Consider the following 26413-nt stretch of genomic DNA (forward strand, 5'->3'; position numbering starts at 1 on the left):
CTAGTCCGCCAGCGGGGCGAAGATCTGCTGCAGGTCTTCCTGCGTCAGCGCCATCTTCTGCGATTCGCCCTCGGCCAGGATGGACTGCGCCAGGTCGGACTTCTTCTGCTGCAGCACCTGGATTTTCTCCTCCAGCGTGCCCTTGGCGATCAGCTTGTAGACGAACACCGGCTTGTCCTGGCCGATGCGCCAGGCGCGGTCGGTGGCCTGGTTCTCGGCCGCCGGGTTCCACCACGGGTCGTAGTGGATCACGGTGTCGGCCGCGGTCAGGTTCAGGCCGACGCCACCGGCTTTCAGGCTGATCAGGAAGATCGGCACCGCGCCCTGCTGGAAGGCGGCCACCTGCGCGCTGCGGTCCTTGGTTTCGCCGGTCAGCAGCGCGTAGGGGATGTCGCGCAGCTCGAGTTCCTCCTCGATCAGCTCGAGCATCGAGGTGAACTGCGAAAACACCAGGATCTTGCGGTCTTCTTCCAGCAAATCCTCGACCATCTGCATCAGGTCGGTCAGCTTGGCCGAACCGGCGGTCTGCTTTTTCGACGGCAGCGACTTCACCAGGCGCGGGTCGCAGCACACCTGGCGCAGCTTGAGCAGCGCCTCCAGGATCACGATCTGGCTGCGCGCCACGCCCTTGCGGTCGATCTCCTCGCGCACTTTCTGGTCCATGGCCAGGCGCACCGTCTCGTACAGGTCGCGCTGGGCGCCGGTCAGCTCCACCTTGCGCACCATCTCGGTCTTGGCCGGCAATTCCTTGGCCACGTTGTCCTTGGTCCGGCGCAGCAGGAAGGGCTTGATGCGGCGGTTCAGCAGCGCGCGGCGCTGCGGGTCGTCCTGGCGCTCGATCGGATGGCGGAACTGGGCGTTGAACGATTTCTCGTCGCCCAGCAGGCCGGGCAGCAGGAAGTGGAACTGCGACCACAGCTCGCCCAGGTGGTTTTCCAGCGGCGTGCCGGACAGGCACAGGCGGTGCTTGGCCTTCAGCAGGCCGGCGCTCTGGGCCGCCTTGGAGCGGGTGTTCTTGATGTAGTGCGACTCGTCCAGGATCACCATGTGGAACTCATGCTCGCGCAGCTTTTCCTCGTCGCGCGGCAGCAGCGCGTAGGTGGTCAGCACCAGGTCGGACTGCTGGATCTGCTCGAACTGCTGCATGCGGTCCTTGCCCTGCAGCAGCAGCACGCGCAGGTCGGGCGCGAAGTGCGCGGCCTCGTCCTGCCAGTTGCCCATCAGGCTGGTCGGCGCGATCACCAGCACCGGGTGCGTCAGGCGCCCGGCTTCCTTTTCCACCAGGATGTGGGCCAGGGTCTGCACGGTCTTGCCCAGGCCCATGTCGTCGGCCAGGATGCCGGCCAGGCCGTACTCGCGCAGGAACTGCATCCAGGCCAGGCCGTCGGCCTGGTAGTCGCGCAAGGTGGCGCGCAGGCCGGCCGGCGTGGGCACGCGCTTGACCGAGTTGAACTGGTTCAGCTTGCGGCCCATGTCGCGCAGTTCCTCGCCGCCGCTCCAGTCGAAATCGACCAGGCGGGCCAGCTCGTCCAGGCGCGCCGCGTCCAGCGTGGCCATGTGCACCGCGTGCTTGATCTTGTCGTTGAAATACAGCTCGCCCAGCGTGGCCAGGATGGGCTTGACGCGGTTCCACGGCAGCGCCACGCGGGTGCCGTCGGCCAGCGTGGCCAGCATCTGGTCCTCCTCGGCGTGGGACGCCAGCGCCTTCGGGCTGAAGTCCAGCGGCGCGTTGCGTATCATCTGCACCAGCACCGGCAGCAGCGGGATGCGCTCGCCTTCCACCGTGATGCCCAGCTCCAGGTCGAACCAGGCGTTGCCGCCGTCGGCCTCGTCCGGCTCGACTTCGGCGTACCAGCCGTCCACGGCCGTCACGTCGTAGCGGTACTTGGCCGATTTTTCCACCTGCCAGCCGTGCGCCATCAATTCATTCACGCCGTCGGCCGCGAAGCGCAGCCAGTCGGCCTGGCCGGCCAGCAGCAGGCCGCCGCGCACGCTCGACAGCGGCAGCGCGCTGGGCTTGCGGAAGCCCAGCGCCGCCAGCGTGGCCAGCGCATCGGCCTCGGCCTGCTCGTCGCGCTGTATCACTTCGGTCACATCGCCGCGCTGGCGCACCACGCGCTGGGACGGGTCGAACGAGACGCGCTCGCCGTCATAGTCGTAGGACAGCACGGCGAAGTCGTGCCAGCGCTGCACGCTGCCGTCGGCCAGCATGGCCGCGTCCAGCACCAGGATGGGGCGCGGCTTGACGTCCTGGCGCAGGCGCTGCGGCAGCGGCTGGGGCAGCGGCATCAGCTGCTGCAGGCCGTGCGCCAGCAGCAGCTGCGACACGCGCAGCTTGTCGTTGCTGGTGAGCAGCGGCGCCTGCGCCACCAGCGCCTGCAGGTCGGCCAGCGGGATCTCGGCGCCGCCCTGGTTCAGGAACAGCTCGCCGCACGACAGGTTGTCGATATACCACGGCGGTTCGGTCGGCAGCATGTAGTCGATCTGGTCGGCGCCGTGGTGGCGCGCGCCCTCGGGCGGCTCCACCGCCCAGCCCAGGCGCAGGCCCTTGCCTTCCTCGCGCCACGCCAGGTTGGCCTGGCGCAGGGGGCCGAACTTCATCGGATAGACCAGGCCGTTGCCCACGTCGGCCCAGGAGTTGGCCCACAGCAGCTTGTCCTGCTCGGCCAGCATGGTCAGCAGCGCCGCGCCGATCTTGCCGCGCGGCTCGGTGGCGGTGCCGGTCTGGGAATTCGGACCGCTGCGCATGGCCACGAAGAAACGGATCAGGTCATCGTCGCCGCCCGCCAGGAAGCTGGGCGGGGCAGACAGCAGCGAAAACACTTCGCTGACCGGGGTGGCGGCGGCCACGTCGCCGTTCGGCCGCAGGCGCGCCTTGTACAGGCACAGCGCCACGTGGCGCCCGCCGCTGGTGGGCGCCAGCACATAGATCAGTTTGTATTGCGGCTGGGCTGCCTTGGGGTCGGGCTCGACCGCCAGCAGCTTGGCTTTCGGGTGCGCGGCAGCGTCCACCCGCTGCAGCCACGTCGCGACGGCGTAGGGCAGTTGGGGAGCGGGGGCCGATGCCGGGGCGGAGGCCGGGGCCGGCGCAGTCGTTTCGCGGGTTTCGTCGCGGGTCAAATCCATAGTGCGCATTTGTTACTGATCGATGACGGTTTGAAGACGGTTCAAAAACTGCAACATGCAATATTATCCGGTTTAGCGTAACTCTTGTTTGTGTTTCTTCCAACATAGGACGAAGCAAGTTGGCGCATCGCTGCCGTTTGAGTATGATTCCGGCCTGGTCACCACAGGAATCACGCTCATGCTGCCTACCATCGAACAACGCCTTGCCATCGAACTGGCCGCCAAACCGGCCCAGGTGGCCGCCGCCGTCGCCCTGCTGGACGAGGGCGCCACTGTGCCATTCATCGCGCGCTACCGCAAGGAAGCGACCGGCGGCCTGGACGACATCCAGCTGCGCCTGCTGGAGGAGCGCCTGCGTTACCTGCGCGAACTGGAAGACCGCCGCGCCGCCATCGTGGCCTCGATCACCGAACAGAACAAGATGACGCCGGAACTGCTGGAGGCCGTGCTGCACGCCGAGGACAAGACCCGGCTGGAAGACTTGTATCTTCCATACAAGCAAAAGCGCCGCACCAAGGCCCAGATCGCCATCGAGGCGGGCCTGATGCCGCTGGCCGACGCCCTGCTGGCGAACCCGGAACTGACTCCCGAAACGGAAGCCACGGCCTATCTGCGCGAGGCGTTCACCACGCCGGACGGCAACAATCCGGGCGTGGCCGACAGCAAGGCCGCGCTGGACGGCGCACGCCAGATCCTGATGGAGCGCTTCGCCGAGGACGCCACCCTGCTGCAGTCGCTGCGCGAATACGTGACCGATCACGGTATAGTTGAGTCCAAAGTGGTGGAAGGCAAGCAGGAAGAAGGCGAAAAATTCGCCGATTATTTCGATTACTCGGAAACCATCGCCACCGTGCCCTCGCACCGCGCGCTGGCGCTGCTGCGCGGGCGCCGCGAAGGCATCCTGGACGTGACCCTGCGGCTGGATACCGAAGCCGAAAAACCGAAGTGGGACGCGCCGCACAATCCGTGCGAAAGCCGCATCGCCGCCCGCTTCGGGATCAAGAGCGCCGGCCGCCCGGCCGACAAATGGCTGGCCGACACGGCGCGCTGGACCTGGCGCGTGAAAAGTTTCATGCACCTGGAAAGCGAACTGATGGGCGCGCTGCGCGAACGCGCCGAAACGGACGCCATCAATGTGTTCGCCACCAATCTGAAAGCGCTGCTGCTGGCGGCCCCGGCCGGCCAGCGCGCCACCATGGGCCTGGATCCCGGCCTGCGCACCGGCGTGAAAGTGGCGGTGGTCGATCCGACCGGTAAAGTGGTCGAACATGCCACCATCTACCCGCATCAGCCCCGCAACGACTGGGACGGCGCGCTGCACACGCTGGCCAGGCTGGCCGCCAGGCACCATGTGTCGCTGATTTCCATCGGCAACGGCACCGCCTCGCGCGAAACCGACAAGCTGGCGCAGGACCTGATCAAGATGCTGCCGGAACAGAAGCTGACCAAGATCGTCGTTTCCGAAGCGGGCGCCTCGGTGTATTCGGCGTCCGAATTCGCCTCGCGCGAACTGCCCGACCTGGACGTGTCGATCCGCGGCGCCGTGTCGATCGCGCGCCGCCTGCAGGACCCGCTGGCCGAACTGGTCAAGATCGACCCGAAATCGATCGGCGTGGGCCAATACCAGCACGACGTGAGCCAGTCGCAACTGGCGCGCACGCTGGACGCGGTGGTCGAGGATTGCGTCAACGCGGTCGGCGTGGACGTCAATACCGCCTCGGCGCCGCTGCTGGCGCGCGTGTCCGGGCTGTCGGCCAGCGTGGCGCAAAGCATCGTCACCTACCGCGACAGCAAGGGCGCGTTCACGTCGCGCGCCGGCCTGAAAGCCGTGCCGCGCCTGGGCGACAAGACGTTCGAGCAGGCGGCCGGCTTCCTGCGCGTGATGGGCGGCGACAACCCGCTGGACGCCTCGGCGGTGCACCCGGAATCGTATCCGCTGGTGGAGAAAATCCTGGCCGACATCAAGAAGGACATCAAGGGCGTGATCGGTGAAAGCGGCCTGATCAAGACCCTGAATCCGGCCAGGTACGCCGACGACAAGTTCGGCGTGCCGACCGTGACCGACATCCTGAAGGAACTGGAAAAGCCGGGCCGCGATCCGCGTCCCGAGTTCACCACCGCCACCTTCAAGGACGGCGTGGAGGAAATTTCGGACCTGCGTCCGGACATGATCCTGGAAGGCGTGGTGACCAACGTGGCCGCTTTCGGCGCCTTCGTCGACATCGGCGTGCACCAGGACGGCCTGGTGCACATCTCGGCGCTGTCGAATACCTTCGTGAAAGACCCGCACACGGTGGTCAAGGCCGGCCAGGTGGTGAAGGTGAAGGTGCTGGAAGTCGATCCCAAGCGCAAGCGCATCGCGCTGACCATGCGCCTCTCCGACAGCGCGCCGGCCGCCGGCAGCAAGCCCGAGCAGCGCGCCGACCGTAACGACCGCCGCGCCATGGGATCACAGCAAAAATCGCAGACCCGCGAACCGGCCATGGGCGGCTCCATGGCGGCCGCCTTCGCCAAGCTGCGCGGCTAAGCCGGCAAGGCCCGCAGTACCCCCGCCGGCGTTTTCTTATAAAATGTCGGCATCTTTCCCTTTTTCCCCCGAGGCAGCAAATGAGCGACGTACAAACCTGGATCAAAGAAACCGTGACCAACACCCCAGTGGTCCTGTTCATGAAGGGCACCGCCCAGTTCCCGCAGTGCGGCTTTTCCGGCCGCGCCATCCAGATCCTGAAGGCGTGCGGCGTGGAAAACATCGCCACCGTAAACGTGCTGGACGATCCTGAAGTCCGCCAGGGCATCAAGGAATACTCGAACTGGCCGACCATCCCCCAGCTCTACATCAAGGGCGAATTCATCGGCGGTTCGGACATCATGAACGAGATGTTTGAGTCGGGCGAACTGAAGGCCCTGCTGGATGCCTGATCGCCCGCAGCGGATCGTCATTGCCATCACCGGCGCCACCGGCGCCGTGTATGGGGTGCGTCTGCTGCAGGTGCTGAAAGAGACGCCGGACGTCGAGACCCACCTGGTGGTCTCGGACGCGGCCGTGCTGACCCTGCACCAGGAAACCGGCCTGCAGCGCAAGGAAGTGGAAGCGCTGGCCGACGTGGTGCACCGGCAGCACAATATCGGCGCGTCCATCGCCAGCGGTTCGTTCCAGTCGGACGGGATGGTGATTGCGCCGTGCTCGATGAAGACGCTGGCGTCCGTGGCGCACGGCCTGTCGGACAACCTGATCGCGCGCGCAGCCGACGTGGTGCTCAAGGAGCGCCGCCGCCTGGTGCTGATGGTGCGCGAAACGCCGTTCAACCTGGCGCACCTGCGCAATATGACCGCCGTCACTGAAATGGGCGGCATCATCTTCCCGCCCCTGCCCAGCTTCTACCACCAGCCCCAAAGCATCGCCGAGATGGTGGACCACACGGTGGCCCGCGTGATCGACCTGTTCGGCCTGGAACACCAGCTGGCGCCGCGCTGGCACGGCCTGAGCCCGACCTGAAACCCGCTATGCGCTAGGTTTTCTCGAAGCTGCTGCTGGCACGCTTCAATTCCCTCGCTTCTTCCAGCATGCGGCGCTGCGCGATGCGCTTGCGCATCAATTCAGCGTGGCGGGCTGCCGTCATCGGCGGGGCGGTCATCAGGTCTTTCAGCTGCGCTACATTGCTGTAGTTGTTTCTCATCAAGCGGCTCAATCCGGACTCCTGAAATAGCGCGTGCATTACGCAACCCTATTGTGCACCAAATCCGTTTCGGAACTATGACAATTTGCTATTGGAGCCGAACATTCGGCGGAAAAGCGCGCTGCGGCGCAATCGTGGCACGCCCGTTCTTATATTTGGCAATGTATCAAGAACGGACGTGCTGTTTTGTTACTTTTGGTAGTTCACCCGCACCAGCATGCGGATAAATTCGCGCGCGATCTGGCGGTGATGTTCGTCCAGGCGCTGCAAATCGGCGATCAGCTTGACGTCGGCCGACTCGAAACGGGACAGGCCATTGCTGCTTTCGCCGGCCGGCGCTGCCGCTTCCGGACCGCCGAAACGGAGCCAGTCGGCAGGCACACCCAGCCATTGGGCTATCATGCGCAGCTTTTCCTGGGTGGGAATGGCTTCGCCGACCAGCCATTTGCGCGCTGCGTGCACCGTTATGGGGCGTCCGTCGAAACGAATGTTAAATTCGCGTGCCAGTCGGGTCGGGCTATCGGGGGAGTAGTGGGCGTTTTTCAGAGCCTGCTGCAAGCGCTGGCTAAAGCTTTCGCGTTCGTTAGAAGAATTCATAGTTGCACTATTTCATGTCATGCAATGAAAGTCAGTCTCTCGCAGTGTCAGACAAACTGTGACAATCAAGAATGGAAGATTTAACATTTTTCCCTCATTGCTGCGTGCTTTCGCTCGCATAACGTCCAAATTTTATTTCTGATATGACATGATACGGCAAATTGAATTTAGAGGGCAATTTTTTAGACTGAACGTTCGTTCAGGACAGACGCGAGCGCATGCACGGTGATGGTGCTGCCTTTATGCCAATACATATGATGCCGCCCGCAGCGCAAGGCCGTCGCACGATACGCCATTCGTGGTCATCAATTGCCACCAACTGTCCGTCCTGTCATGGGCTACAATGTCTTTAACGTTACGTAAACGGAAGCCTAAAGCCACCGCTGCTGCCTATTTTATCAATATGCCAACCTATACCATCACCGAACTGGCCCGTGAATTCGACATCACGGCGCGCGCGATCCGCTTCTACGAAGACCAGGGCCTGCTGAGCCCGTCGCGCGAAGGCGCCGGCGGCCGCAACCGCGTGTATACGCCGCGCGACCGCACCCGCCTGAAGCTGACCCTGCGCGGCAAGCGCCTGGGCCTGTCGCTGTCCGAAATCAAGGGCCTGGTGGACATGTACGAGTCGCCCAAGGACACCAGCGCGCAGATGCACCGCTTCCTGGGCGTCCTGCAGCAGCACCGCGACATGCTGGAACAGCAGCGCGAAGACATCGACATGACGCTGGCCGAAATCACCGCCCACGAGGAAGATTGCAGGCGCATGCTGGCGGCGATCGCGGAGCCGCAGACCAGCGCTACTTGACGTTTACGTTAACGTCACATCGCGGTATGATGAGGGCTTCAACACCCCCAACCAGAAGAATGAGGACGACATGCTCCATCTCCCAGGCCTGACCTTTGACCACGGCGAAGACATCGCCGCCCTCCGTTCCGCCGTGCAGGAATTCGCCGCCGCCGAAATCGCGCCGCGCGCCGCCGAGATCGACCGCAGCGACCAGTTCCCGATGGACCTGTGGCGCAAGATGGGCGACCTGGGCCTGCTGGGCATCACCGTCAGCGAGCAGTACGGCGGCGCCAATATGGGCTACCTGGCCCACATCGTGGCGATGGAAGAAATCTCGCGCGCCTCGGCCTCGGTGGGCCTGTCCTACGGCGCCCACTCCAACCTGTGCGTGAACCAGATCAAGCGCAACGGCACCGAAGAGCAAAAACAAAAATACCTGCCCAAGCTGATCTCGGGCGAACACGTGGGCGCGCTGGCCATGTCCGAGCCGAACGCCGGTTCCGACGTGGTGAGCATGAAGCTGCGCGCCGACTGGAAGGGCGACCGCTGGGTGCTCAACGGCACCAAGATGTGGATCACCAACGGCCCCGACGCGGACGTGCTGGTGGTGTATGCCAAGAACGACCTGGAAGCCGGCCCGCGCGGCATGACCGCCTTCCTGATCGAGAAGAATTTCAAGGGCTTCTCGGTGGCACAGAAACTGGACAAGCTGGGCATGCGCGGTTCGCACACCGGCGAACTGGTGTTCCAGGACTGCGAAGTGCCGGCCGAGAACGTGCTGGGCGGCCTGGGCAAGGGCGTCAACGTGCTGATGTCCGGCCTGGACTTCGAGCGCACCGTGCTGTCCGGCGGCCCGCTGGGCATCATGCAGGCCTGCATGGACGCGGTGGTGCCCTACATCCACGACCGCAGGCAGTTCGGCCAGCCGATCGGCGAGTTCCAGCTGATGCAGGGCAAGCTGGCCGATATGTACTCGACCATGATGGCCTGCAAGGCCTATGTCTACGCCGTCGGCCAGGCCTGCGACCGCGCCACCACGCCGGAAGCGGTGCGCCAGCTGCGCAAGGACGCCGCCGGCGCCATCCTGTACAGCGCGGAGAAAGCCACGTGGATGGCCGGCGAGGCGATCCAGACCCTGGGCGGCAACGGCTACATCAACGAGTATCCGGTGGGCCGCTTGTGGCGCGACGCCAAGCTGTATGAAATCGGCGCCGGCACCAGCGAGATCCGCCGCATGCTGATCGGCCGCGAGCTGTTCGCGGAAACCAAGTAAGCCGCCAGAGCGCGATGATGCCGGCCCGTCCATGATGAACCAGGCTGCATTCCCCAAACTGCTGTCTTCCCAGATAGCGTTCGACATCGCGCTCACCATCCGCGACGGCTTCGACAAGCATTACCGCCTGTTCCGCCAGTCCAGCCAGCAAGCCCGCGAGTATTTCGAGCGCGGCGACTGGAAGGTGGCGCAGCAGGCCGCGCGCGAGCGCATCGGCTTCTACGACAAGCGGGTGCAGGAATGCGTGCACCTGCTGGAGGACGAGTACGCGCCGGAGGACCTGAGCGACGAGGTGTGGCGCGAATGCAAGCTGCACTTCATCGGCCTGCTGTCCGGCCACAAGCAGCCGGAGCTGGCCGAGACCTTCTTCAACTCGGTGTGCTGCAACATCCTGCACCGCAGCTATTTCCACAACGAGTTCATCTTCGTGCGGCCGGTGGTGTCCACCGAGTACATCGAAACGGAAGAGCCGGCGCCCACCTACCGCATGTACTACCCGGGCACGGACGGCCTGCGCTTCACGCTCAGGCGCATCGTCACCAATTTCCAGCTCAACGCCCGGTTCGCCAACCTGGACCGCGACGTGGAGCAGGTGGAGTCGCGCCTGCGCCAGCTGTTCGGCGGCGAAACGCTGGAGCCCAACCACCAGATCCAGGTGCTGTCCAGCCTGTTCTTCCGCAACAAGGGCGCCTACATCGTGGGCAAGGGCATCAACGGCGCGCGCGAGTATCCCTTCGTGGTGCCGATCCTGCACAACCGCCACGGCCAGCTGGTGCTGGACACGGTGCTGTTCGAGCAGGAACAGATCATCATCCTGTTCTCGTTTACGCGCGCCTACTTCCAGGTGGACATGGAAGTGCCCTCGGCCTACGTGCAATTCCTGCGCACGCTGCTGCCGCGCAAGCCGCGCAGCGAGATCTACACCATCCTCGGCCTGCAGAAGCAGGGCAAGACGCTGTTCTACCGCGACTACCTGCAGCACCTGAAGCATTCGTCCGACCAGTTCGACGTGGCGCCCGGCATCCGCGGCCTGGTGATGCTGGTGTTCGCGCTGCCGTCCTTCCCCTATGTGTTCAAGGTGATCAAGGATTTCTTCCCGCCGCCCAAGGAGACCACGCGCGCGCTGGTGAAGGAAAAATACCTGCTGGTCAAGCACCACGACCGCGTGGGCCGCATGGCCGACACGCTGGAGTATTCCAACGTGGCCTTCCCGCGCGCGCGCATGAAGGAAGAGCTGCTCGACGAGATCCGCAAGTACGCGCCGTCGCTGCTGGAAGAGGATGGCGACAAGATCGTCATCAAGCACCTGTACATCGAACGCCGCATGGTGCCGCTGAATATCTGGCTCACCAACGCCGAGCAGCAGGGCGACGATGCCCGCCTCGAGCACGGCGTGCTGGAATACGGCAACGCCATCAAGGAACTGGTGGCGGCCAACATCTTCCCCGGCGACATGCTGTACAAGAATTTCGGTGTCACCCGCCACAAACGCGTGGTGTTCTACGACTACGACGAAATCGAGTACATCACCGACTGCGTGTTCCGCGACATCCCCGAGGCGCGCACCGAGGAGGAAGAGATGTCGGCCGAGCCGTGGTACCACGTCGGCAAGCACGACGTATTCCCCGAACAGTTCGGCCGTTTCCTGCTGGGCAACGCGAAGATCCGCAAGTATTTCATGCAGCACCACGCCGACCTGCTGACGCGCGAATTCTGGCAGCGGCGCAAGGAGCGCATCGAAGCCGGCATCGTGGAGGACGTCTTCCCGTATCCGCAGCACATCCGTTTTTCGTATCAGGGCACACCTGCCATCACCCCGGCGGCGCACGTGGCGCCGACTCTTTTGGAGACCAGTGAAAATGAATGATCCTATCGTTATCGTGGGCGCAGCCCGCACCCCCATGGGCGCCTTCCAGGGCGACTTCTCGGCCAAGAGCGCGCACGACCTGGGCGCCGTGGCGATCCAGGCCGCCGTCGAGCGTTCCGGCGTGGCGCCGGCCGCCGTCGAACACGTCTACTTCGGCAACTGCCTGATGGCGGGGCAGGGCCAGGCGCCGGCGCGCCAGGCGCTGCTGAAAGCCGGCCTGCCGACCTCCACCGGCGCGGTGACGCTGTCGAAAATGTGCGGCTCGGCCATGCAGGCCGCGATCTACGCCTACGACGCGCTGGCGGCTGGCAGCGCCGACGTGATCGTGGCCGGCGGCATGGAATCGATGACCAACGCGCCCTACATCATTCCCAAGGCGCGCGGCGGCTACCGCATCGGCCACGGCATGATGTTCGACCACATGATGTACGACGGCCTGGAAGACGCTTACTCGCGCAACGAGAAGACCGGCGAAGGCCGTTCCATGGGCACCTTCGCCGAAGAGTGCTCGGCCAAGTACCAGTTCACCCGTGAAGACCAGGACGCGTTCGCGATCGAATCCGTCAAGCGCGCGCAGGCCGCCACCAGCGAAGGCTGGTTCAAGTGGGAAGTGGCGCCCGTGACGGTGACCACCCGCGCCGGCGACACCGTGGTTGAAAAAGACGAAGGCCCGCTGAAGGCCAAGATCGACAAGATCCCGACCCTGCGCACCGCCTTCAAGAAGGACGGCACCATCACCGCCGCCTCGTCCTCGTCCATCAACGACGGCGCCGCCGCGCTGGTGATGATGCGCGAATCGACCGCCAAGGCGCAGGGCCTGACGCCGATCGCCAGGGTGCTGGGCCACGCCACCAACGCGCTGGCGCCGGACCAGTTCACGGTGGCGCCGATCGGCGCCATCGAGAAGCTGTTCAAGAAAACCGGCTGGGCCGCCAAGGACGTGGACCTGTTCGAGATCAACGAGGCGTTCGCCGCCGTGCCGATGGCCGCCATGCGCGACCTGGACATCCCGCACAGCAAAGTGAACGTGCACGGCGGCGCCTGCGCGCTGGGCCACCCGATCGGCGCCTCCGGCGCGCGCATCATCGTCACGCTGATCGGCGCGCTCAAGCGCACCGGCGGCAAGCGCGGCGTGGCGGCGCTGTGCATCGGCGGCGGCGAAGCCACCGCCATGGCCATCGAACTGGTGTAAGCATGCCGGCCGCACTCATCATCGGCGCCTCGCGCGGCATCGGGCACGAACTGGCGCGCCAGTACCTGCACGACGGCTGGCGCGTGATCGCCACCGCGCGCAAGCCGGACGACATCGCCGAGCTGGCCGACATGGGTGCGGAAACGCACACGCTGGATGTGACCGACGTGGAAGCGGTGGCCGGCCTGGGCTGGAAGCTGGACGGCGAACAGCTGGACGTGGCCATCCTGAACGCGGGCGTGTACGGCCCGCGCCACGACGGCTTCCCGCTGCAGACCGACTTCGACCAGGTGATGCACACCAATGTGCTGGCGGCGATGCGGCTGCTGCCCATGCTGGCGCCGCTGGTGGCCGCGCATGGCAAGCGCAGCGGCGGCAAGCTGGCGGTGCTGTCCTCGCGCATGGGTTCGCTCAGCGAGCGCGGCCACGCGGGCGGCTCGCTGTACCGCGCCAGCAAGGCCGCGCTCAACTCGGTGCTGATCGACACCGCGCTCACCTTCGGCGCCAAGGGCGTCACCTGCGTGGCGCTGCACCCGGGCTGGGTGCGCACCGAGATGGGCGGCGGCGGCGCCGACCTGACGGTGGAAGAAAGCGCAGCCGGCATCCGCCACACGCTGGATACCGTACCCGGCTCGACGCAAGCCGTGTTCCGCAACTACGATGGCACCCCCATCGCCTGGTAACCCCGCATTGAAAGCACAGAATGATACTGAGCGAAGAACACCAAATGATACGAGACGCCCTGCGCACCTTTTCGCAGGAGCGCCTGGCGCCCAATGCGGCGCGCTGGGACAAGGAACACCACTTCCCCAAGGAAGAATTGAAGGAGCTGGCGGCACTGGGCGCGTTCGGCGTGGCGGTGCCGGAGGAACTGGGCGGGGCCGGCATGGACTACGTGTCGCTGGCGCTGGTGCTGGAGGAAATCGCGGCCGGCGACGGCGGCACCTCCACCGTCATCTCGGTCAACAACTGCCCGGTGTGCAGCATCGCCATGATGTACGCCAGCGAGCAACAGAAGCGGCAGTGGCTGCGCCCGCTGGCCCAGGGCGAGATGCTGGGCGCGTTCTGCCTGACCGAGCCGCACACCGGCTCGGACGCGGCGGCGCTGCGCACCACCGCCGTGCGCGATGGCGACGAATATGTGATCAACGGCGTCAAGCAGTTCATCACCAGCGGCAAATACGCCGACGTGGCCATTGTCATGGCGGTCACCGACAAGGCGGCCGGCAAGAAGGGCATCAGCGCGTTCTGGGTGCCGACCAATGCGCCGGGCTACATCGTGGCGGGCCTGGAACAGAAGATGGGCCAGCACTCGTCGGACACGGCGCAGATCCTGTTCGAGAATTGCCGCATCCCGGCCGAGAACCTGATCGGTGAAGAGGGCATGGGCTACAAGATCGCGCTGTCCGGCCTGGAGGGCGGCCGCATCGGCATCGCTTCGCAGTCGGTGGGCATGGCGCGCGCGGCCTACGAAGCCGCGCTGAAATACGCGCGCGAGCGCGAGACCTTCGGCAAGGCCATCTTCGAGCACCAGTCGGTGCAGTTCAAGCTGGCCGACATGGCCACGCAGATCGAAGCGGCGCGCCAGCTGATCATGCACGCGGCCGCGCTGAAGGACGCCGGCCAGCCCTGCCTGAAAGAGGCGGCCATGGCCAAGCTGTTCGCCTCCGAGATGGCCGAGCGCGTGTGCTCGGACGCGATCCAGGTGCACGGCGGCTACGGCTATGTGTCCGACTTCCCGGTCGAGCGCATCTACCGCGACGTGCGCGTGTGCCAGATCTACGAGGGCACCAGCGATATCCAGAAGCTGCTGATCGCGCGGGCACTGTAGGCATGGCGACAAGGCTGATGCTGGTGGAGGATGACGCCAGGCTGTCTTCCCTGATCGCCGAGTACCTGGCCGCCTACGAGTTCGAGGTGGCGGTGGTGGCGCGCGGCGACGAAGCGCCGGCGCGCTTCCAGGCGTTCGCGCCGGACGTGGTGGTGCTGGACCTGATGCTGCCCGGGATGGACGGCGCCGACGTGTGCCGCCAGCTGCGCGCGCTGGCCGGCACGCCCATCCTGGTGCTGACGGCGCGCGAGGACGATTACGACCAGGTGGCGCTGCTGGAGCACGGCGCCGATGATTTCATCAACAAGCCGGTACAGCCGCGCGTGCTGCTGGCGCGCCTGCGCGCGCTGCTGCGGCGCGCGGGACCGGCCGCGGGCCCGGGTTCCGCAGAGGGCGGCGCAGCCAATGCGCCGGCCGCCGCGCCGGGCACGCTGCAATTCGGCGCGCTGTGCATCGCCACCAGCGACCGCCAGGTACGCTGGCGCGGCGCGCCGGTGGTACTCAGCGGCAGCGAATACAAGCTGCTGCTGGTGCTGGCCGAGGCGGCCGGCACCGTGCTGTCGCGCGATGCGCTGCTGAAGAAGCTGCGCGGCCTGGAATTCGACGGCATGGACCGCAGCATCGACAACAGCATCTCCAAGCTGCGCCGCCGCTTCGATGACCACGAGGCGGAAAAAATCAAGACGGTATGGGGCGAGGGCTACCTGTTCTCGCCGTCGGCCTGGCAGTAAGCCGCTTGCCGCGCTACTCGTAGAGCGGCGCGATCGCCAGCGGCGGCGACAGGCTGATGACCTGACCGGCAGCGTGGCCGGCGGCCTGCCCCGGCGCCGGCGGCGCGTCGAAGCGGTAGCTGACGATGCTGAAGTCGGCGCCGGCGCCGTCCGCGAACGCCGGGCCTTCGGCCACCGGCAGCGGCGCGCTGTCCTGCGCGCCGTGCCGCAGCCGCACCTGGGCCTCGCCCCTGCGCGCAAAAGCAAACCGCACACCCACGCAGCGCCCGCCGCGAAACGCCGCGTCCGTGACGCGCTGGTAAGCCTGCGCCTGCTCGCAGGCGGTGCGCAGGTCGGCCGCCTCGTACACGCCGTCGGCGCGCGCCATGATGGACACGCGCGGCCGGTAGGCGTAGCCGGACAGCTTGCGGTTCAGCATCAGCACGGCATTGTCGTCGTAGGCCGCCTTCAGCAGCGGGAACACGGCGCGTCCGGCCGCGTCCAGCGGCAGGTTGAGCTGGCTGCCCCTGGCGTTCAGCGTCAGGCGCAAGCCGTCCAGCGTGGCGCCGTCCCTGGCAATGATCTGGAAGTGGTTTTGCAGGAAATGCTTGGGCTTGCCGTATTTTTCGAACACCACCATGGCGCGGTAGGCGTCGCGATAGCTCAGCCACTCGCCTTCCTGCGCTTGCGCGCCGGCGCCCTGCATAGCCAGCCAGGCCGGCAGCAGCAGCACCGCGAACAGGGAGCGCCTGGCGTTCATGCTCAGAAGCGGTAGGCCAGTGCCGACCACACCGTGACGTTGACGGACCGTTCAACCAGCGGGCTGGCCTTGGCGTCGCCGGCCAGGCGCGCCACATGGGTGCCGCTGGTCAGCATCCAGGACGGCGCCAGGGCCCAGTTCCAGCGCACGCCGGCATGCACGTCCTTGATGCCGCCGCCGGGCGCATAGGCGCGCCGGGTGACGCCCGGCGTCATCATTTCCTGGGCCGGGCTGACGCCGAACATCGCGCGGTTGTAGCGGGCGTCGGCCAGCGCCAGGCCGGCGGTGAAGGACAGCGTGTGGTGCGGCGCCACGTGGGTGGCGATGCGCTGCAGGTCCAGCATCGCGCGCAGGCCGTCATGCTGCTGGCCTGCCCCATACAGCACGTTGTTCGCCAGGCGCCATTCGGGCGTCAGGTACCAGGTCAGGAAAGCGCCCGCCTCCAGCCGGCGCGGCACGTCGGGCATGCCGGTCATGCGGGTGAGGGGGGTGCCGCCGTCCATGCCGATCTGCGGCAGCGCGGTGTTGCTGCCCGTGCCGCTCAGGCCGCCGCCGGTGAGTGCCCGGCCGCGCTCGCTGCGCCCGGGATGCAGCGACAGCAGCGGCCCGTACTCCAGGCCGGCGCGGTCGGACCAGTGCATGCCGGCGGTGGCGCCCGACAGGAATACGCCGTTGCTCCATTCGGCCTGCAGCACCGGCATCAGCATCGCGTGGCGGCTGCGGCCGCCCTCGTAGCGGTTGGCGCTTTGCAGGCCCAGCCCGAGGTACATATCGCGGCTGCCGTCCGGCATCGGGTTGACGACCGGCGTCTGCGCGGCCGCCGTGCCGCAGGCGGCCAGCAGCGCTGCAACGGCAAAGCAACGGGCAATGGTGTGGGGCATGCGCATGGATGATGGCTCAGTGGGGGCGATGCCCGCCATTCTATATGGTCGGCGCAGGCATCTGCCGGATGATGAACGCCACCGGCTCGTCGCTGCGGTCCACCGTGACCATGGCGCCGCGCGCGGTAAAGGCGGCGTGGCAGGCTACGTTCGGGCCGGGCGGCGTGTCGCTGCTGGTGACGTACAGCTGGCCGTCCACGCGCGCCACTTCTTCCAGCCTGGTGCCGTCGCAGCCGGGAGCCATGCCGTAGTAGGCGGACAGCACCATCGACTTGCTGAAGTCCACCGCCGGCAGCGGCGCGCCGGGCGTGCTGTAACGGCTCCACAGCGCGGCCCAGGAGGCGGCGTCCTTCACCACCGCGTTGCTGGGCGCTTGCCCCGTCAGCGCGTGGTTCAGGCTGGTCTGGACGCGGCTGAAGGCCACCTTCTGCGGCGTGATGCGGCTGAACACCACCGGGGCGTCGTAGCGGTCCAGTACCACCAGCACGCCGGGGCTGGTGAACTGGGCGATGCACTGCGCCGCCGGGTCCACGCGGTCCTGCTCGTACTGCACCGCCAGTTTGCCGTCGGCGACACCGACGCGGCCGACCGTGACCGAGCGGCAATCGCTCTTCTGCCTGCCGGTCAGTATGCCCACCACCATTTTGCGGCTGAAGTCGATCTTCGGCGGCAGGTGGATGCTGCTCAGGATGCGGTGCCAGTCGTTCCACACCGCCTCGAAGGAAGCCGTGTCGGTCAGCACCACGGTGCGCGCCTCGTCGATGCCGGTGTACGGGCTCTGCCTCAGGATTTCCATGCCCAGCGTGGCGCCGTCCGGCGGCAGCACGTTGACGATCTCGATCTGGTGGCCGGCGCCCAGGCCCAGGTCGGCCTTGTCCAGGTTGTTGATCATGGTCTCGAACTGCGCGCGCTTGCTGTCGTCGGCGCAGCTGGTGCGCGGGCCGGAAAGCAGGCCGCCGGACAGGCACAACTGCTGCGCGGGCAGGGCGCCGAACAGGGTGCGGCTATCGGCGTTGTCGGGGCAATTGCCGGCGCGGTCCCACAGCACCTGCTTCTGGTCGATGAGGTACAGGCGGTTGCGCAGCTCGCTGCAAGTGGCGGCGCGCGCCATGCTGACGAAATCGGCCTTCACCACCAGGGCGGCGGGCGACGGCTCGCCCACGGCGATGGGCTTGCTCTGGCCGCCGGGCGCGGCGGCACCGCCGCTGCCGCCGCACGCGGCCAGCACGACTGCGGCCAGGGGAAACAGAACTGCGGCAACGGCCTTGCTTGACACTTTGCTCATGATAGCTCCTTGGTAAGTAATCATGCCATCTTAGGCAGGGGCGCGGCGGGCGTCCCCCTCCAAATGTCGGTCAATTGTCATAAATTTGTAAGCGCCCCGACGGCGCCACGCCATTGCTTATAAACTAAGGCCATGAACCGCCTGTTCTTCCGCTTTTTCGTGCTGGTCATGCTGGCCATCACGGCGGCCACCTTTGCCATCTATTTCGCGATCAGCCGCCTGTACGGCGATCCGTTGGAGGACATCGCCCGGCGCCAGGCGGCGGCCGAGGTGTTCCTGCTGGAGCAATATGTCGACCAGGCGCCGGCCGACGAGTGGCTGGTGCGGCTGAACAAGCTGCGCGAGGTCTCCACGGTGCGCTACGAGCTGCTGCCGCTGGAACCGAGCCTGGCCGCGCTGCCCGCCGCCGACGCGGCCGTGCTGCGGCGCGGCGGCATGGTGTTCCAGGTGGGCGACAAGGCCTTCCTGCGGCGGGTGGACCTGGCCGGCGAGCGCTACATCGGCAGCGAGGCCGAGGTGCTGCGCGCCGAGGGCTTGCCGATCAATATCGCGCAAGCCTTGCAGCAGGAGGCGCTGCGCTACGCCATCGTGGCGCTGGCCCTGCTGATCCCGATCGCGCTGTGGTCGCGCGCGCACTGGCGCGGCATGCAGGCGCTGGCGCGCGTGGCCGACGAGTTCGGCGCCGGCCAGCTGTCGGCGCGGGCGCGCATGCCGGCCAGCGCCAGCATCTACCCGCTGGCCGAGCGCATGGACAACATGGCGGACCGCATCGAGCGCCTGATGGAGGCGCAGCGCACGCTGCTGCATTCGGTCTCGCACGAGGTGCGCACGCCGATCGCGCGGCTGGAGTTCGGCCTGGAGCTGCTGCGCACGGCGGCGGACGCGGCGGCCAGGCCGGCGCTGGAAGAGCGCATCGCCGCCATGGAGCAGGATCTGCGCGAATTGAACGGGCTGATGACAGAATTGCTGGGCATGGCCAAGCTGGACAGCGGCCAAGCCATGCAGCGCCAGCCCTTCGACCTGGCGGCGGCGCTGCACGCCGCAGCGGCAGCGGCCGAAGCCGGCGGCACGGCGCTGGCAACGCGCATCGGCGACCTGGGGCAGCTGGACGGCGACGGCCGCCTGCTGATGCGGGCCGTGGCCAACCTGCTCGGCAACGCGGCCAAATACGGCGCCGGCCGGGTGCTGCTGGACGCAGAACGCCAGGGCAGCGCAGGCCCGGGCCAAGGCGGCGCCATCGTCATCGCCGTCGAGGACGACGGCCCCGGCATTCCCGCTGCGGAGCGCGAACGGGTGTTCGCGCCGTTCTACCGGCTCGACCGCAGCCGCGACCGCGCCAGCGGCGGCTTCGGCCTGGGCCTGTCGATTGCGCACAAGGCGGTGGCGCTGCACGGCGGCAGCCTGCATGTCGAGGACGGCGCGCTGGGCGGCGCCCGCTTCGTCATTCGCCTGCCGGGCTGACGGTGCGCAGCGGCGGCGCCGCCTGGTCCTGCTGGTGGCGTCCCACGCGCTCGAACTCGGAGATCACCTGGGCGCCGAACAGCAGCAGCGCGGCGGCGATCTCCAGGCTGAACATGACCACGATGGCGGTGGTCAGCGAGCCGTACACCACGTTCACCTGCGACAGGGTGCTGAAGTACCAGACCAGCACATGGCGCGCCAGTTCCCACAGCACGGTGGCGGTCACGCCGCCGATCAGCGCGTGCGCATACGACAACCGGCCCACCGGCATCACCAGGTAAATCGAGGTCAGCATCAGCACTTCGCCGGCCACGCCCAGCGTGTACAGCAGCACGCCGGACACGCCGTGCAGCGACCAGCGGTAGCCGAGAAATTGCAGCTCTTCCTCGCCGATCACCTGCAGGCCGCCGGCCACCAGGGTCACCAGCAGGATGCCAAGGCCCAGCGACAGGATGTAGCAGTAGGGCAGGATGGCGGAGACCAGGAAGTGGCGGCGCCGTATCGCCACCCGGTGCATGAAGATGACGCACATGGCGTTTTCCAGCACCGTGAAGGCCAGCGAGCTGAAAAACAGCATGGTGAGCGCCAGCAGCCAGCCGATAACGCTGCGCTGGGCCAGGAACTGGCCGACCTCGGCGACGATGGCGCGCGACTGGCCCGGCACCAGCCATTCCAGGTAGTGGCCGATGGTGCCCAGCAGTTCGACCGGGTCCAGCCAATGGGACAGCACCACCACCACCAGCATCAGCAGCGGCACGATGGACAGCAGTGAGTAATAGGCGACGGCGCCCGCCAGCAGCAGTCCCTGGTTGGCGCGGAAGCCGCGAATGCACTGCAGCGCGAAATCCAGGGGGTGGCTGGCCACCCAGGCGGCGGCCTTGCTTGTGAGCATACGCATGGGCCCATTCTACGCAGCCCGCACAATGGCTGGCGCGCAACAGCCCGCAGCGCGCCGCGTCAGCTGACCGCCGGCTCCAGCAAGGTCAGCGTCTGCCGCTCGGCGTCCAGGGTGGCTTGCACGCCCATGGGGATGGTGAACTGGTGCCGGATATGGCCGAAGGAGTAGCCGGCCACGGCGGTCTGTTGCAGCGGCAGCAGATGCTGGTCCACGGTTTCGTTCAGCGTGAGCGAGATGTCGTCATCCTGGTTCTCGCAGTTTTCGAAGATGCCCAGCATCACGCCGGCGGTATTCTTCAAGCCCTGGCTCAGCTGCAACTGCATCAGCATGCGGTCGATGCGGTAGGGCGCTTCGTTCACCTCTTCCAGGAACAGGATGCTGCCCTTGATGTCGGCCGCGTACGGCGTGCCCTCCAGCGCGCTGACCAGGCACAGGTTGCCGCCGGTGAGGTGGCCGGTGCACTGGCCGCCGTGCACCGTGCGCACCGTGTACTGCGGCTCGGCCACGGCCTTGTGCGCGTTGTCCTGCGACATGGAGATGGTGTAGCGCTCGTGCGGCGTCATCAGCACGTTTTTCAGCTGCGCCACCGCGTATTCGGAAAAAGTGGACGACGCCACCGGTCCGTGGAAAGTGACCAGCCCGGCGTGCTTGTTGATGGCCAGGTGCAGGGCGGTGATGTCGGAATAGCCGATCAGCACCTTGGGATTGGCGCCGATCAGCCGGTAGTCGATATGGGGCAGCAGCGAGATGCAGCCGGAGCCGCCCCGGATGGCCCAGATGGCGTTCACTTGCGGGTCGGCGAACATGCCGTGCAGGTCTTCCAGGCGCTGCGCCACCGTGCCGCCGTAATTGCCGTGCACCGCGTGGATGTGCTCGCCCAGCTTGACGCGCAGGCCGAGCGACTCGATGTTGCGCACGGCTTTCTCGATGGCCTTGGGACTGGTGTGCCCGCCGGGTGCGATGATGCCGACCAGGTCGCCGGGCTCCAGGCGCGGCGGCTTGGTCAACTGCGGCTTGGTCATGGCTTTGTTTCCTTGCGAAGGGACATGCTTGGCCGCTGCGGCTGGCAGCGCGACGGCTGCCAGCGCGGCCCCGGTGGCGGTAGCCACCAGGCTGCCGAAGCGGCGCCGGCTCAGTTGTGTATGTGTCGGCACCGCGATCCGCTTACATGAACTTGTACTTGAGGTTGACGGACAGCGAACGGCCGCGCGCGTCTGCCACGCGCGGGTCCCAGCCTGCCCCCACCACTTCATCCACGTTGTGCGCGGTGAACGGCGGGGTCTTGTCGAACAGGTTCAGGATGCCCACCGTGATGGTGGCGTTCTTGTAGCCGGTGTAGGTGCCCGTCAGGTCATACTTCTCGTAGTGCTTCACGCGCGGCACGAAGCCCGGCGGCGGCGTGCCCTTGCCGCCGTTCGGCACCTGGTCGTTGTAGCCGGTGGAGTAGTTCTGCGTGAACAGCGCGCTCCAGTCGCCCTTGGACACGCTGATGCTGGCGTTGTGCTTCCAGCGCAGGTAGATGTCGCGGCTGTTGAACACGCCCACTTGCTCCTTGAACGGCTGGCCTTCGAATTCGGCGAACTTGAAGCTCTTCATGTAGGTGCCGTCCAGCTTGGCGACCCATTTGTAGCCTTCATATTTGCCGTCGGCCTGCAGGCCCAGGTCGGCGCCGCGGGTTTTCAGGCCGGCCGCGTTGATCCAGCCCGCTTCCACATGGTCGATGACGCCGGTGGCCTGGTCGCGGATGATGTACTCGGGCAGGAACTGCCAGTTGGCCAGCACCACTTGCGGCGTGCGGTTCAGGATGCGGTCCTGGATGTTGATGGCCCAGAAGTCCAGCGACGCGGAGAAGCCGCGCACCGGTTCCACCACAATGCCCAGCGTGCCCTGCTTGGACGTTTCCGGCTTCAGGTTGGGGTTGCCGCCGGTGTTGTAGTTCAGGCGCGGAATGGCGCAGAACAGCGGATTGCCCGGATTCTTGGCGCAGCCTTCCTGGTCGATGATGCCGTTCGGCAGTTCCTGCGACAGGCGGCCCGCGTACAGCTGGGTGAAGCTCGGCGCCAGGAAGCCCTTGTTGGCCGAACCGCGCAGCACCATGTTGCTGGTAGGCTGGTAGCGGAACGACACTTTCGGGTTGGTGGTGGCGCCGATCAGGCTGTAATCGTCGCGGCGCACGGCCAGCTGCACTTCCAGGTCCTTCAGCACCGGCACCAGCAGCTCGGCGTAGACGGCGCGCACATTGCGCGACGCGCCGTTCAGCGGAGCATTGCCGGGCGACAGCAGGATCTTGGTCGCGTCCACGTCCTGCGCGAAGTCATAGGTTTCCTTGCGCAGGTCGAAGCCCGCCGCCATCGACATGGCGCCGGCCGGCAGCTGCAGCACTTCGCCCGAGACCGAGCCGTCCAGCTGGGTCATGGTGGTCTTGCCGTGCTGGAAAGCGCCCTTGTACTTGGTCGATTCGATCAGCTGCATCGCTTCGGCGGTCTGGGTCTGGCCCGGCGCCAGCCATGGGTTGATCTTGCCGCTGCCCAGGGCCGCGTAGATCTTGTCGGTGTAGCCATAGCCGTCCACCAGCGCGGTCTTGGTGGTGCTTTCCGCGCGCGACAGGCCCAGCTTGTAGTCGTATTTGCCCAGCAGCAGGCCTTCGGCGGCCACCAGCAGGCGGTAGTTCTCGGTCACGTTATTCTGCGTGCGGTCACCCCATGGCGTGCTGCGCCACTTGTAGATGATGGGCTTGGTCTTGTCGTAGGTCGGGATGTATTGCGACAGGTCCTGGTAGTAGGGGCCGTTGACCGGGTAGGCGGCGCCGTTGGCCAGGCTGGTGGAGATCTGCACCGGCGTCAGCGACGCGGTGGCTTCGGTGCGCGAGCCGAGCAGTTCGAAGAACACCTTGTGGTCGTCGTTGATCTTCAGCGTGCCGCGCGAGACGGCGTTGGTGCGCTCGACCGGGAAGCTGATCACGTAGTCGCCGCCGTAATCGTAGGCGCAGGAATACTTGGAGCGCGTGACGGCGGTGACGTCCTTCCACAGGTCGCTCTGGTACTGCGACATGCCGGGAATGGTGTCGCACTTGCCTTGCAGGCTCAGCAGGCCGGCCTGCAGATAGGTGGTGCTGTCGCCCGGCATTTTGAAGCCGGTACCCAGCGCGGTGCCGGGGCCGGTCAGGATGTTGGCGAACGGCGTGCCGGTGGTGTCCGGCGACAGGCCGCGCGACGGCTGGAAGCCGTTGGCGAAGTCGCGCTGGCTCGAGCTCAGCTTGTCGTTGTTGTCGTGCGTGACGGAGGCCATGACGTTCCAGCCGTCCTTTTGCAGGTCGCCCAGGCCGCCCAGCGCCGACACGCGGCGGTTCATGCCGCCGCCCGCTTCGGTGCCGTTCAGCGTGGTGGACAGTTCCAGGCCCTTGTAGTCGGTCTTCAGGATGAAGTTGACCACGCCGCCGATGGCGTCGGTGCCGTAAATGGCCGAAGCGCCGTCTTTCAGGATTTCCACGCGCTGGATGGCGCCCAGCGGGATCGAATTCAGGTCGACCGCCTTGCCGGAGGCGCCGTGGTTGCCCACGCGGCGGCCGTTCAGCAGCACCAGCGTGGCGTTCGGGCCCAGGCCGCGCAGCGAGGCGAAGGAAGCGCCGCCGGAAACGCGGTCGGCGTCCGCGCCGAACACGTTATTACCGGAAGTCATATTGTCGGCGCCGGTGCCGCTGGCGGAAATGGTGCGCAGCAGCTGTTCGGTGTCGGTGATGCCGGCCTTCTCGATGGCGTCGAAGGTCACCACTTGCACCGGCAGCGCGCCTTCCTTGGCCACGCGTTTGATGCTGGAGCCGGTGATTTCCACCCGCTGGATTTGCTGCGGGGCAGCTTGCTGAGCCATGACGGGGCCCACTACACCTATCAGCGCAATCATCTGCGCGAGTTTTTTAACCTTCACCGTACTCTCCCTTGATTTGAACGAACTCTTGACTGCCCGGTACCGGGCACGGCGTCTTGCGCGCCGCATGGAAAATTCAGAGTAGCGCTTTGCACTCCACGCTATCCAATGAAAATACCTCACTTAACCATAACTTTTAGGAATGAATGTAAGAAATTCAATCAGGGCGCCATTTTAGTGAGCTGATTCCGCTCTGCAACGTCCAAATCGAGATAACGCCAGTTTGTGAACTCCACCGGGTGGCGGATGTAGTTTTTTAGCCACGGTTGCCTGATATCAGCGGAAATCGGGTGGGTCAGCAGCACCCACGGGTTGTAGGCGTGGATCAGCTGCTTCATCTCGCGGTACAGCACGCGGCGCTCGGGCGTGTCGCCCAGCTGGCGCGCGCGCTCGTAGCGGCGGTTGTACTCGGGCAGGTTGAAGCGCGCGTAATTGGCGCGGCCGCTGTTGGGGCCATACAACAATTGCAAATAATTATCGCCATCCGGGAAATCGGCAATCCAGTTGGTTTCAAACATCATCACCTTGCCCAACCGGGAAGCCTTGATGATTTCAGTCTTCTTGTCGCTCTTGAACTGCACCTGCAGGCCAATGGCGTTCAACCCTTTGCGCCACAGTTCGTCGCGCAGGCGGCCCACCATGGACGGTTCGGAATGCATGGTCAGCAGCAGTGGCTGGCCGTTGGGCAGGGTGCGATAGCCGTGCTTGCCGATGCGGTAGCCGTAGCGGTCCAGCAAAGCGCGCGCCAGCGCCGGGTTATAGGCGATGGGACTGCGGTAGGCGGGGTCGTAGCCCAGCACATTGGGCGGCAGCGGCGACTGCGCCGGCAGCGCCAGGCCCTTCTTCAGCAGCGCCACGTCCTCCGCACTGTTGTAGCTGAGCGCGATGGCGCGCCGCAGCGCCACCTTGTCCTTGCCATAGCCGCCGATCAGCGGGTCTTCCATGTTCATCCACATGTAGTAGGTCTGCAGCACGGGGAAGGGCGACAGCTGCATGCCTTTCCCGGCCAGCTCGGGCTTGAGCTCGGGCGCGGCGGAATCGCTGCGCAGCACCATGTCCTTCATCGACTCGGGCACCTGCTCGATGTAGTCGAACTCGCCGTTCAGGAAGCCCAGCATGCGTGACTGGTACTCCTCCATGATCTTGACCTCGATACGGTCCACCAGCGGCAGCCGCCTGCCCTCCAGCGCGGCGGCCGCGGCGCGCGATTCGGGCGGCACGCCGGCGGCCGGAGCGGCGTGAAACACGGTGGCGCGGAAGTCCGGATTGGCCAGCAGGGTGATCTTGTCGCTGCGCTTCCATTCGCCCACCAGGAAGGGCCCGGTGCCGACCGGGTGGTTGCCCATCTGGCTGCCGTAGGCTTCGGCCACTTCGCGCGCCACTACGGCCGTGGCCGGCATGGCCAGGTAGTAGAGGAAGTTCGGATCGGGCGCGCTCAGGCGGATGCGCAGGGTGTACTTGTCCACCGCCTGCAGGCCGGGGATGGCGGTGGCGTGGCTGAACCTGGTTTTCAAGGCACCATCGCCCGCCAGCTTGCCTTCCAGCAGGAACAGCCAGGGCGATTTCAGTTCCGGGTCATACAGGCGCTTGAGGCTGTAGACGTAGTCTTCGGCGGTCACTTCGCGCGGCTTGCCCTTGAAGGCGGGATCGGGCGTGAAGCGGATGCCGGGGGTGAGCTGGAAGGTATAGGTCAGGCCGGCCTGGTCCACCTGCGGCATGGCGCGCAGCGTGTTGGGCTGCAGCTTGACCGGGCGCGCCAGGTAGTCGTAGCGCAGCAGCGGGTCGTACAGGTTTTCCAGCAGGGCCAGGGTGGCGATGTCGGAGGCGACTGCCGGGTCGAGGCCGGTCTCGCCGGTGGACAGGAAGGCGTGCAGCACCTTGGGCGCGGCGGCAGTGCCGGGGGCGGCTGCCACGATGGGCGCTTGCGCGGCAGCCAGCGCCAGCACAGCCGTCCCCAGCGCCCGTTTCCACTTCAATGCCATGTTGCCTGCCATCTTCTTTCCTCGCTCTATAGAAACCGCCACAGGATAAGCCATCGCGCGCTTGACCGACCATGAAATCGGGCCCGCAGCTTATAACTTTTTTGCATGCGCGGCCTGCATTCTTTCATCGCGGCATAATGCCGTGGCTCTATACTTTGC

General features: G+C 66.1%; 21 protein-coding genes. 11 read left to right on the top strand and 10 right to left on the bottom strand.

Translation table 11 applies throughout. The features are described 5' to 3' along the window. Complete coding sequence (locus ASD15_RS07130) at positions 1-3126, bottom strand: DEAD/DEAH box helicase (RefSeq protein ID WP_057154142.1); 3126 nt, start codon at positions 3124-3126, stop codon at positions 1-3. Between the two features lie 178 nt (positions 3127-3304). Here ASD15_RS07130 and ASD15_RS07135 point away from each other — a divergent pair, with 178 nt between their 5' ends. The 3 genes from ASD15_RS07135 (at position 3305) to ASD15_RS07145 (ending at position 6622) form a co-directional block, all read left to right on the top strand. Further along, positions 3305-5653, top strand: a complete 2349-nt coding sequence (locus ASD15_RS07135; protein WP_057154143.1) for a Tex family protein — start codon at positions 3305-3307, stop codon at positions 5651-5653. An 80-nt stretch (positions 5654-5733) separates the two neighbouring features. Continuing rightward, a complete protein-coding gene (gene grxD / locus ASD15_RS07140) occupies positions 5734-6045 on the top strand; it encodes a Grx4 family monothiol glutaredoxin (protein ID WP_057154144.1) in 312 nt (103 codons plus the stop codon). After that, positions 6038-6622: a UbiX family flavin prenyltransferase gene (locus ASD15_RS07145; protein WP_057154145.1), complete on the top strand. Its 585-nt coding sequence runs from the start codon at positions 6038-6040 to the stop codon at positions 6620-6622. Before grxD ends, ASD15_RS07145 begins: the two co-directional genes overlap by 8 nt. Before the next feature lie 13 nt (positions 6623-6635). Here ASD15_RS07145 and ASD15_RS32860 read toward each other — a convergent pair whose 3' ends face one another. Continuing rightward, positions 6636-6803, bottom strand: a complete 168-nt coding sequence (locus tag ASD15_RS32860; RefSeq protein ID WP_165917882.1) for a hypothetical protein — start codon at positions 6801-6803, stop codon at positions 6636-6638. Between the two features lie 189 nt (positions 6804-6992). Further along, entirely contained in the window at positions 6993-7400 is a 408-nt protein-coding gene (locus ASD15_RS07150) for a hypothetical protein (protein ID WP_056400088.1), read from the bottom strand. Between the two features lie 403 nt (positions 7401-7803). Here ASD15_RS07150 and ASD15_RS07155 point away from each other — a divergent pair, with 403 nt between their 5' ends. From ASD15_RS07155 to ASD15_RS07185, 7 genes are all read left to right on the top strand, one after another. Further along, on the top strand, positions 7804-8208 hold the full coding sequence (locus ASD15_RS07155; protein WP_057154146.1) for a MerR family DNA-binding transcriptional regulator: 405 nt from the start codon (positions 7804-7806) through the stop codon (positions 8206-8208). Positions 8209-8278: 70 nt separating this feature from the next. Beyond that, positions 8279-9463, top strand: coding sequence for an isovaleryl-CoA dehydrogenase (locus tag ASD15_RS07160; protein WP_057154147.1), 1185 nt, complete (start codon positions 8279-8281; stop codon positions 9461-9463). A 34-nt stretch (positions 9464-9497) separates the two neighbouring features. Then, on the top strand, positions 9498-11330 hold the full coding sequence (aceK, locus tag ASD15_RS07165) for a bifunctional isocitrate dehydrogenase kinase/phosphatase (RefSeq protein ID WP_057154317.1): 1833 nt from the start codon (positions 9498-9500) through the stop codon (positions 11328-11330). After that, a complete protein-coding gene (locus ASD15_RS07170; RefSeq protein ID WP_057154148.1) occupies positions 11323-12522 on the top strand; it encodes an acetyl-CoA C-acyltransferase in 1200 nt (399 codons plus the stop codon). Before aceK ends, ASD15_RS07170 begins: the two co-directional genes overlap by 8 nt. Before the next feature lie 2 nt (positions 12523-12524). Further along, positions 12525-13205 (top strand): SDR family oxidoreductase, encoded by a 681-nt coding sequence (locus tag ASD15_RS07175; protein WP_057154149.1) that lies wholly within the window; start codon positions 12525-12527, stop codon positions 13203-13205. Between the two features lie 20 nt (positions 13206-13225). Further along, complete coding sequence (locus ASD15_RS07180) at positions 13226-14353, top strand: acyl-CoA dehydrogenase family protein (RefSeq protein ID WP_057154150.1); 1128 nt, start codon at positions 13226-13228, stop codon at positions 14351-14353. Positions 14354-14355: 2 nt separating this feature from the next. Beyond that, complete coding sequence (locus ASD15_RS07185; protein WP_057154151.1) at positions 14356-15084, top strand: response regulator; 729 nt, start codon at positions 14356-14358, stop codon at positions 15082-15084. Between the two features lie 13 nt (positions 15085-15097). Here ASD15_RS07185 and ASD15_RS07190 read toward each other — a convergent pair whose 3' ends face one another. The 3 genes from ASD15_RS07190 to ASD15_RS07200 are packed head-to-tail and all read right to left on the bottom strand — an operon-like array spanning position 15098 to position 17989. Then, positions 15098-15823 carry a hypothetical protein gene (locus ASD15_RS07190; RefSeq protein ID WP_057154152.1) on the bottom strand — a complete coding sequence of 242 codons (726 nt, stop codon included), beginning with the start codon at positions 15821-15823 and terminating at the stop codon, positions 15098-15100. A 2-nt stretch (positions 15824-15825) separates the two neighbouring features. Beyond that, positions 15826-16710: a MipA/OmpV family protein gene (locus ASD15_RS07195; RefSeq protein ID WP_229418097.1), complete on the bottom strand. Its 885-nt coding sequence runs from the start codon at positions 16708-16710 to the stop codon at positions 15826-15828. Positions 16711-16744: 34 nt separating this feature from the next. Further along, positions 16745-17989, bottom strand: coding sequence for a hypothetical protein (locus ASD15_RS07200; RefSeq protein WP_057154153.1), 1245 nt, complete (start codon positions 17987-17989; stop codon positions 16745-16747). 132 nt (positions 17990-18121) lie between these two features. Between ASD15_RS07200 and ASD15_RS07205 the strand changes: the two genes are divergently transcribed. Continuing rightward, the gene (locus ASD15_RS07205) at positions 18122-19450 is read left to right on the top strand and encodes an ATP-binding protein (RefSeq protein WP_057154154.1); all 1329 of its coding nucleotides are present in this window, start codon (positions 18122-18124) and stop codon (positions 19448-19450) included. Here ASD15_RS07205 and ASD15_RS07210 read toward each other — a convergent pair. The 4 genes from ASD15_RS07210 to ASD15_RS07225 form a co-directional block, all read right to left on the bottom strand. Further along, entirely contained in the window at positions 19431-20348 is a 918-nt protein-coding gene (locus ASD15_RS07210; protein ID WP_057154155.1) for a YihY/virulence factor BrkB family protein, read from the bottom strand. The genes ASD15_RS07205 and ASD15_RS07210 overlap by 20 nt on opposite strands. Before the next feature lie 59 nt (positions 20349-20407). After that, positions 20408-21502 (bottom strand): LD-carboxypeptidase, encoded by a 1095-nt coding sequence (locus ASD15_RS07215; protein ID WP_057154156.1) that lies wholly within the window; start codon positions 21500-21502, stop codon positions 20408-20410. Positions 21503-21512: 10 nt separating this feature from the next. After that, positions 21513-24215, bottom strand: coding sequence for a TonB-dependent receptor (locus ASD15_RS07220; RefSeq protein ID WP_229418098.1), 2703 nt, complete (start codon positions 24213-24215; stop codon positions 21513-21515). Between the two features lie 218 nt (positions 24216-24433). Then, the gene (locus ASD15_RS07225; RefSeq protein WP_229418099.1) at positions 24434-26266 is read right to left on the bottom strand and encodes an ABC transporter substrate-binding protein; all 1833 of its coding nucleotides are present in this window, start codon (positions 26264-26266) and stop codon (positions 24434-24436) included. Between the last annotated feature and the right edge of the window lie 147 nt (positions 26267-26413).

The organism is Massilia sp. Root351 (genome assembly GCF_001425045.1).
Lineage (GTDB): Bacteria > Pseudomonadota > Gammaproteobacteria > Burkholderiales > Burkholderiaceae_D > Rugamonas.

Excerpts from the sequence above, each read along its gene's own strand:
- ASD15_RS07200 (WP_057154153.1), bottom strand. The coding sequence starts at position 17,989 with ATGAGCAAAGTGTCAAGCAAGGCCGTTGCCGCAGTTCTGTTTCCCCTG.
- ASD15_RS07175 (WP_057154149.1), top strand. The coding sequence starts at position 12,525 with ATGCCGGCCGCACTCATCATCGGCGCCTCGCGCGGCATCGGGCACGAA.
- ASD15_RS07130 (WP_057154142.1), bottom strand. The coding sequence starts at position 3,126 with ATGGATTTGACCCGCGACGAAACCCGCGAAACGACTGCGCCGGCCCCG.
- ASD15_RS07210 (WP_057154155.1), bottom strand. The coding sequence starts at position 20,348 with ATGCGTATGCTCACAAGCAAGGCCGCCGCCTGGGTGGCCAGCCACCCC.
- aceK (WP_057154317.1), top strand. The coding sequence starts at position 9,498 with ATGAACCAGGCTGCATTCCCCAAACTGCTGTCTTCCCAGATAGCGTTC.
- ASD15_RS07170 (WP_057154148.1), top strand. The coding sequence starts at position 11,323 with ATGAATGATCCTATCGTTATCGTGGGCGCAGCCCGCACCCCCATGGGC.
- ASD15_RS07195 (WP_229418097.1), bottom strand. The coding sequence starts at position 16,710 with ATGCGCATGCCCCACACCATTGCCCGTTGCTTTGCCGTTGCAGCGCTG.
- ASD15_RS07185 (WP_057154151.1), top strand. The coding sequence starts at position 14,356 with ATGGCGACAAGGCTGATGCTGGTGGAGGATGACGCCAGGCTGTCTTCC.
- ASD15_RS32860 (WP_165917882.1), bottom strand. The coding sequence starts at position 6,803 with ATGAGAAACAACTACAGCAATGTAGCGCAGCTGAAAGACCTGATGACC.
- ASD15_RS07180 (WP_057154150.1), top strand. The coding sequence starts at position 13,226 with ATGATACTGAGCGAAGAACACCAAATGATACGAGACGCCCTGCGCACC.
- ASD15_RS07135 (WP_057154143.1), top strand. The coding sequence starts at position 3,305 with ATGCTGCCTACCATCGAACAACGCCTTGCCATCGAACTGGCCGCCAAA.
- grxD (WP_057154144.1), top strand. The coding sequence starts at position 5,734 with ATGAGCGACGTACAAACCTGGATCAAAGAAACCGTGACCAACACCCCA.
- ASD15_RS07205 (WP_057154154.1), top strand. The coding sequence starts at position 18,122 with ATGAACCGCCTGTTCTTCCGCTTTTTCGTGCTGGTCATGCTGGCCATC.
- ASD15_RS07190 (WP_057154152.1), bottom strand. The coding sequence starts at position 15,823 with ATGAACGCCAGGCGCTCCCTGTTCGCGGTGCTGCTGCTGCCGGCCTGG.
- ASD15_RS07160 (WP_057154147.1), top strand. The coding sequence starts at position 8,279 with ATGCTCCATCTCCCAGGCCTGACCTTTGACCACGGCGAAGACATCGCC.
- ASD15_RS07155 (WP_057154146.1), top strand. The coding sequence starts at position 7,804 with ATGCCAACCTATACCATCACCGAACTGGCCCGTGAATTCGACATCACG.
- ASD15_RS07225 (WP_229418099.1), bottom strand. The coding sequence starts at position 26,266 with ATGGCAGGCAACATGGCATTGAAGTGGAAACGGGCGCTGGGGACGGCT.
- ASD15_RS07145 (WP_057154145.1), top strand. The coding sequence starts at position 6,038 with ATGCCTGATCGCCCGCAGCGGATCGTCATTGCCATCACCGGCGCCACC.
- ASD15_RS07150 (WP_056400088.1), bottom strand. The coding sequence starts at position 7,400 with ATGAATTCTTCTAACGAACGCGAAAGCTTTAGCCAGCGCTTGCAGCAG.
- ASD15_RS07220 (WP_229418098.1), bottom strand. The coding sequence starts at position 24,215 with ATGGCTCAGCAAGCTGCCCCGCAGCAAATCCAGCGGGTGGAAATCACC.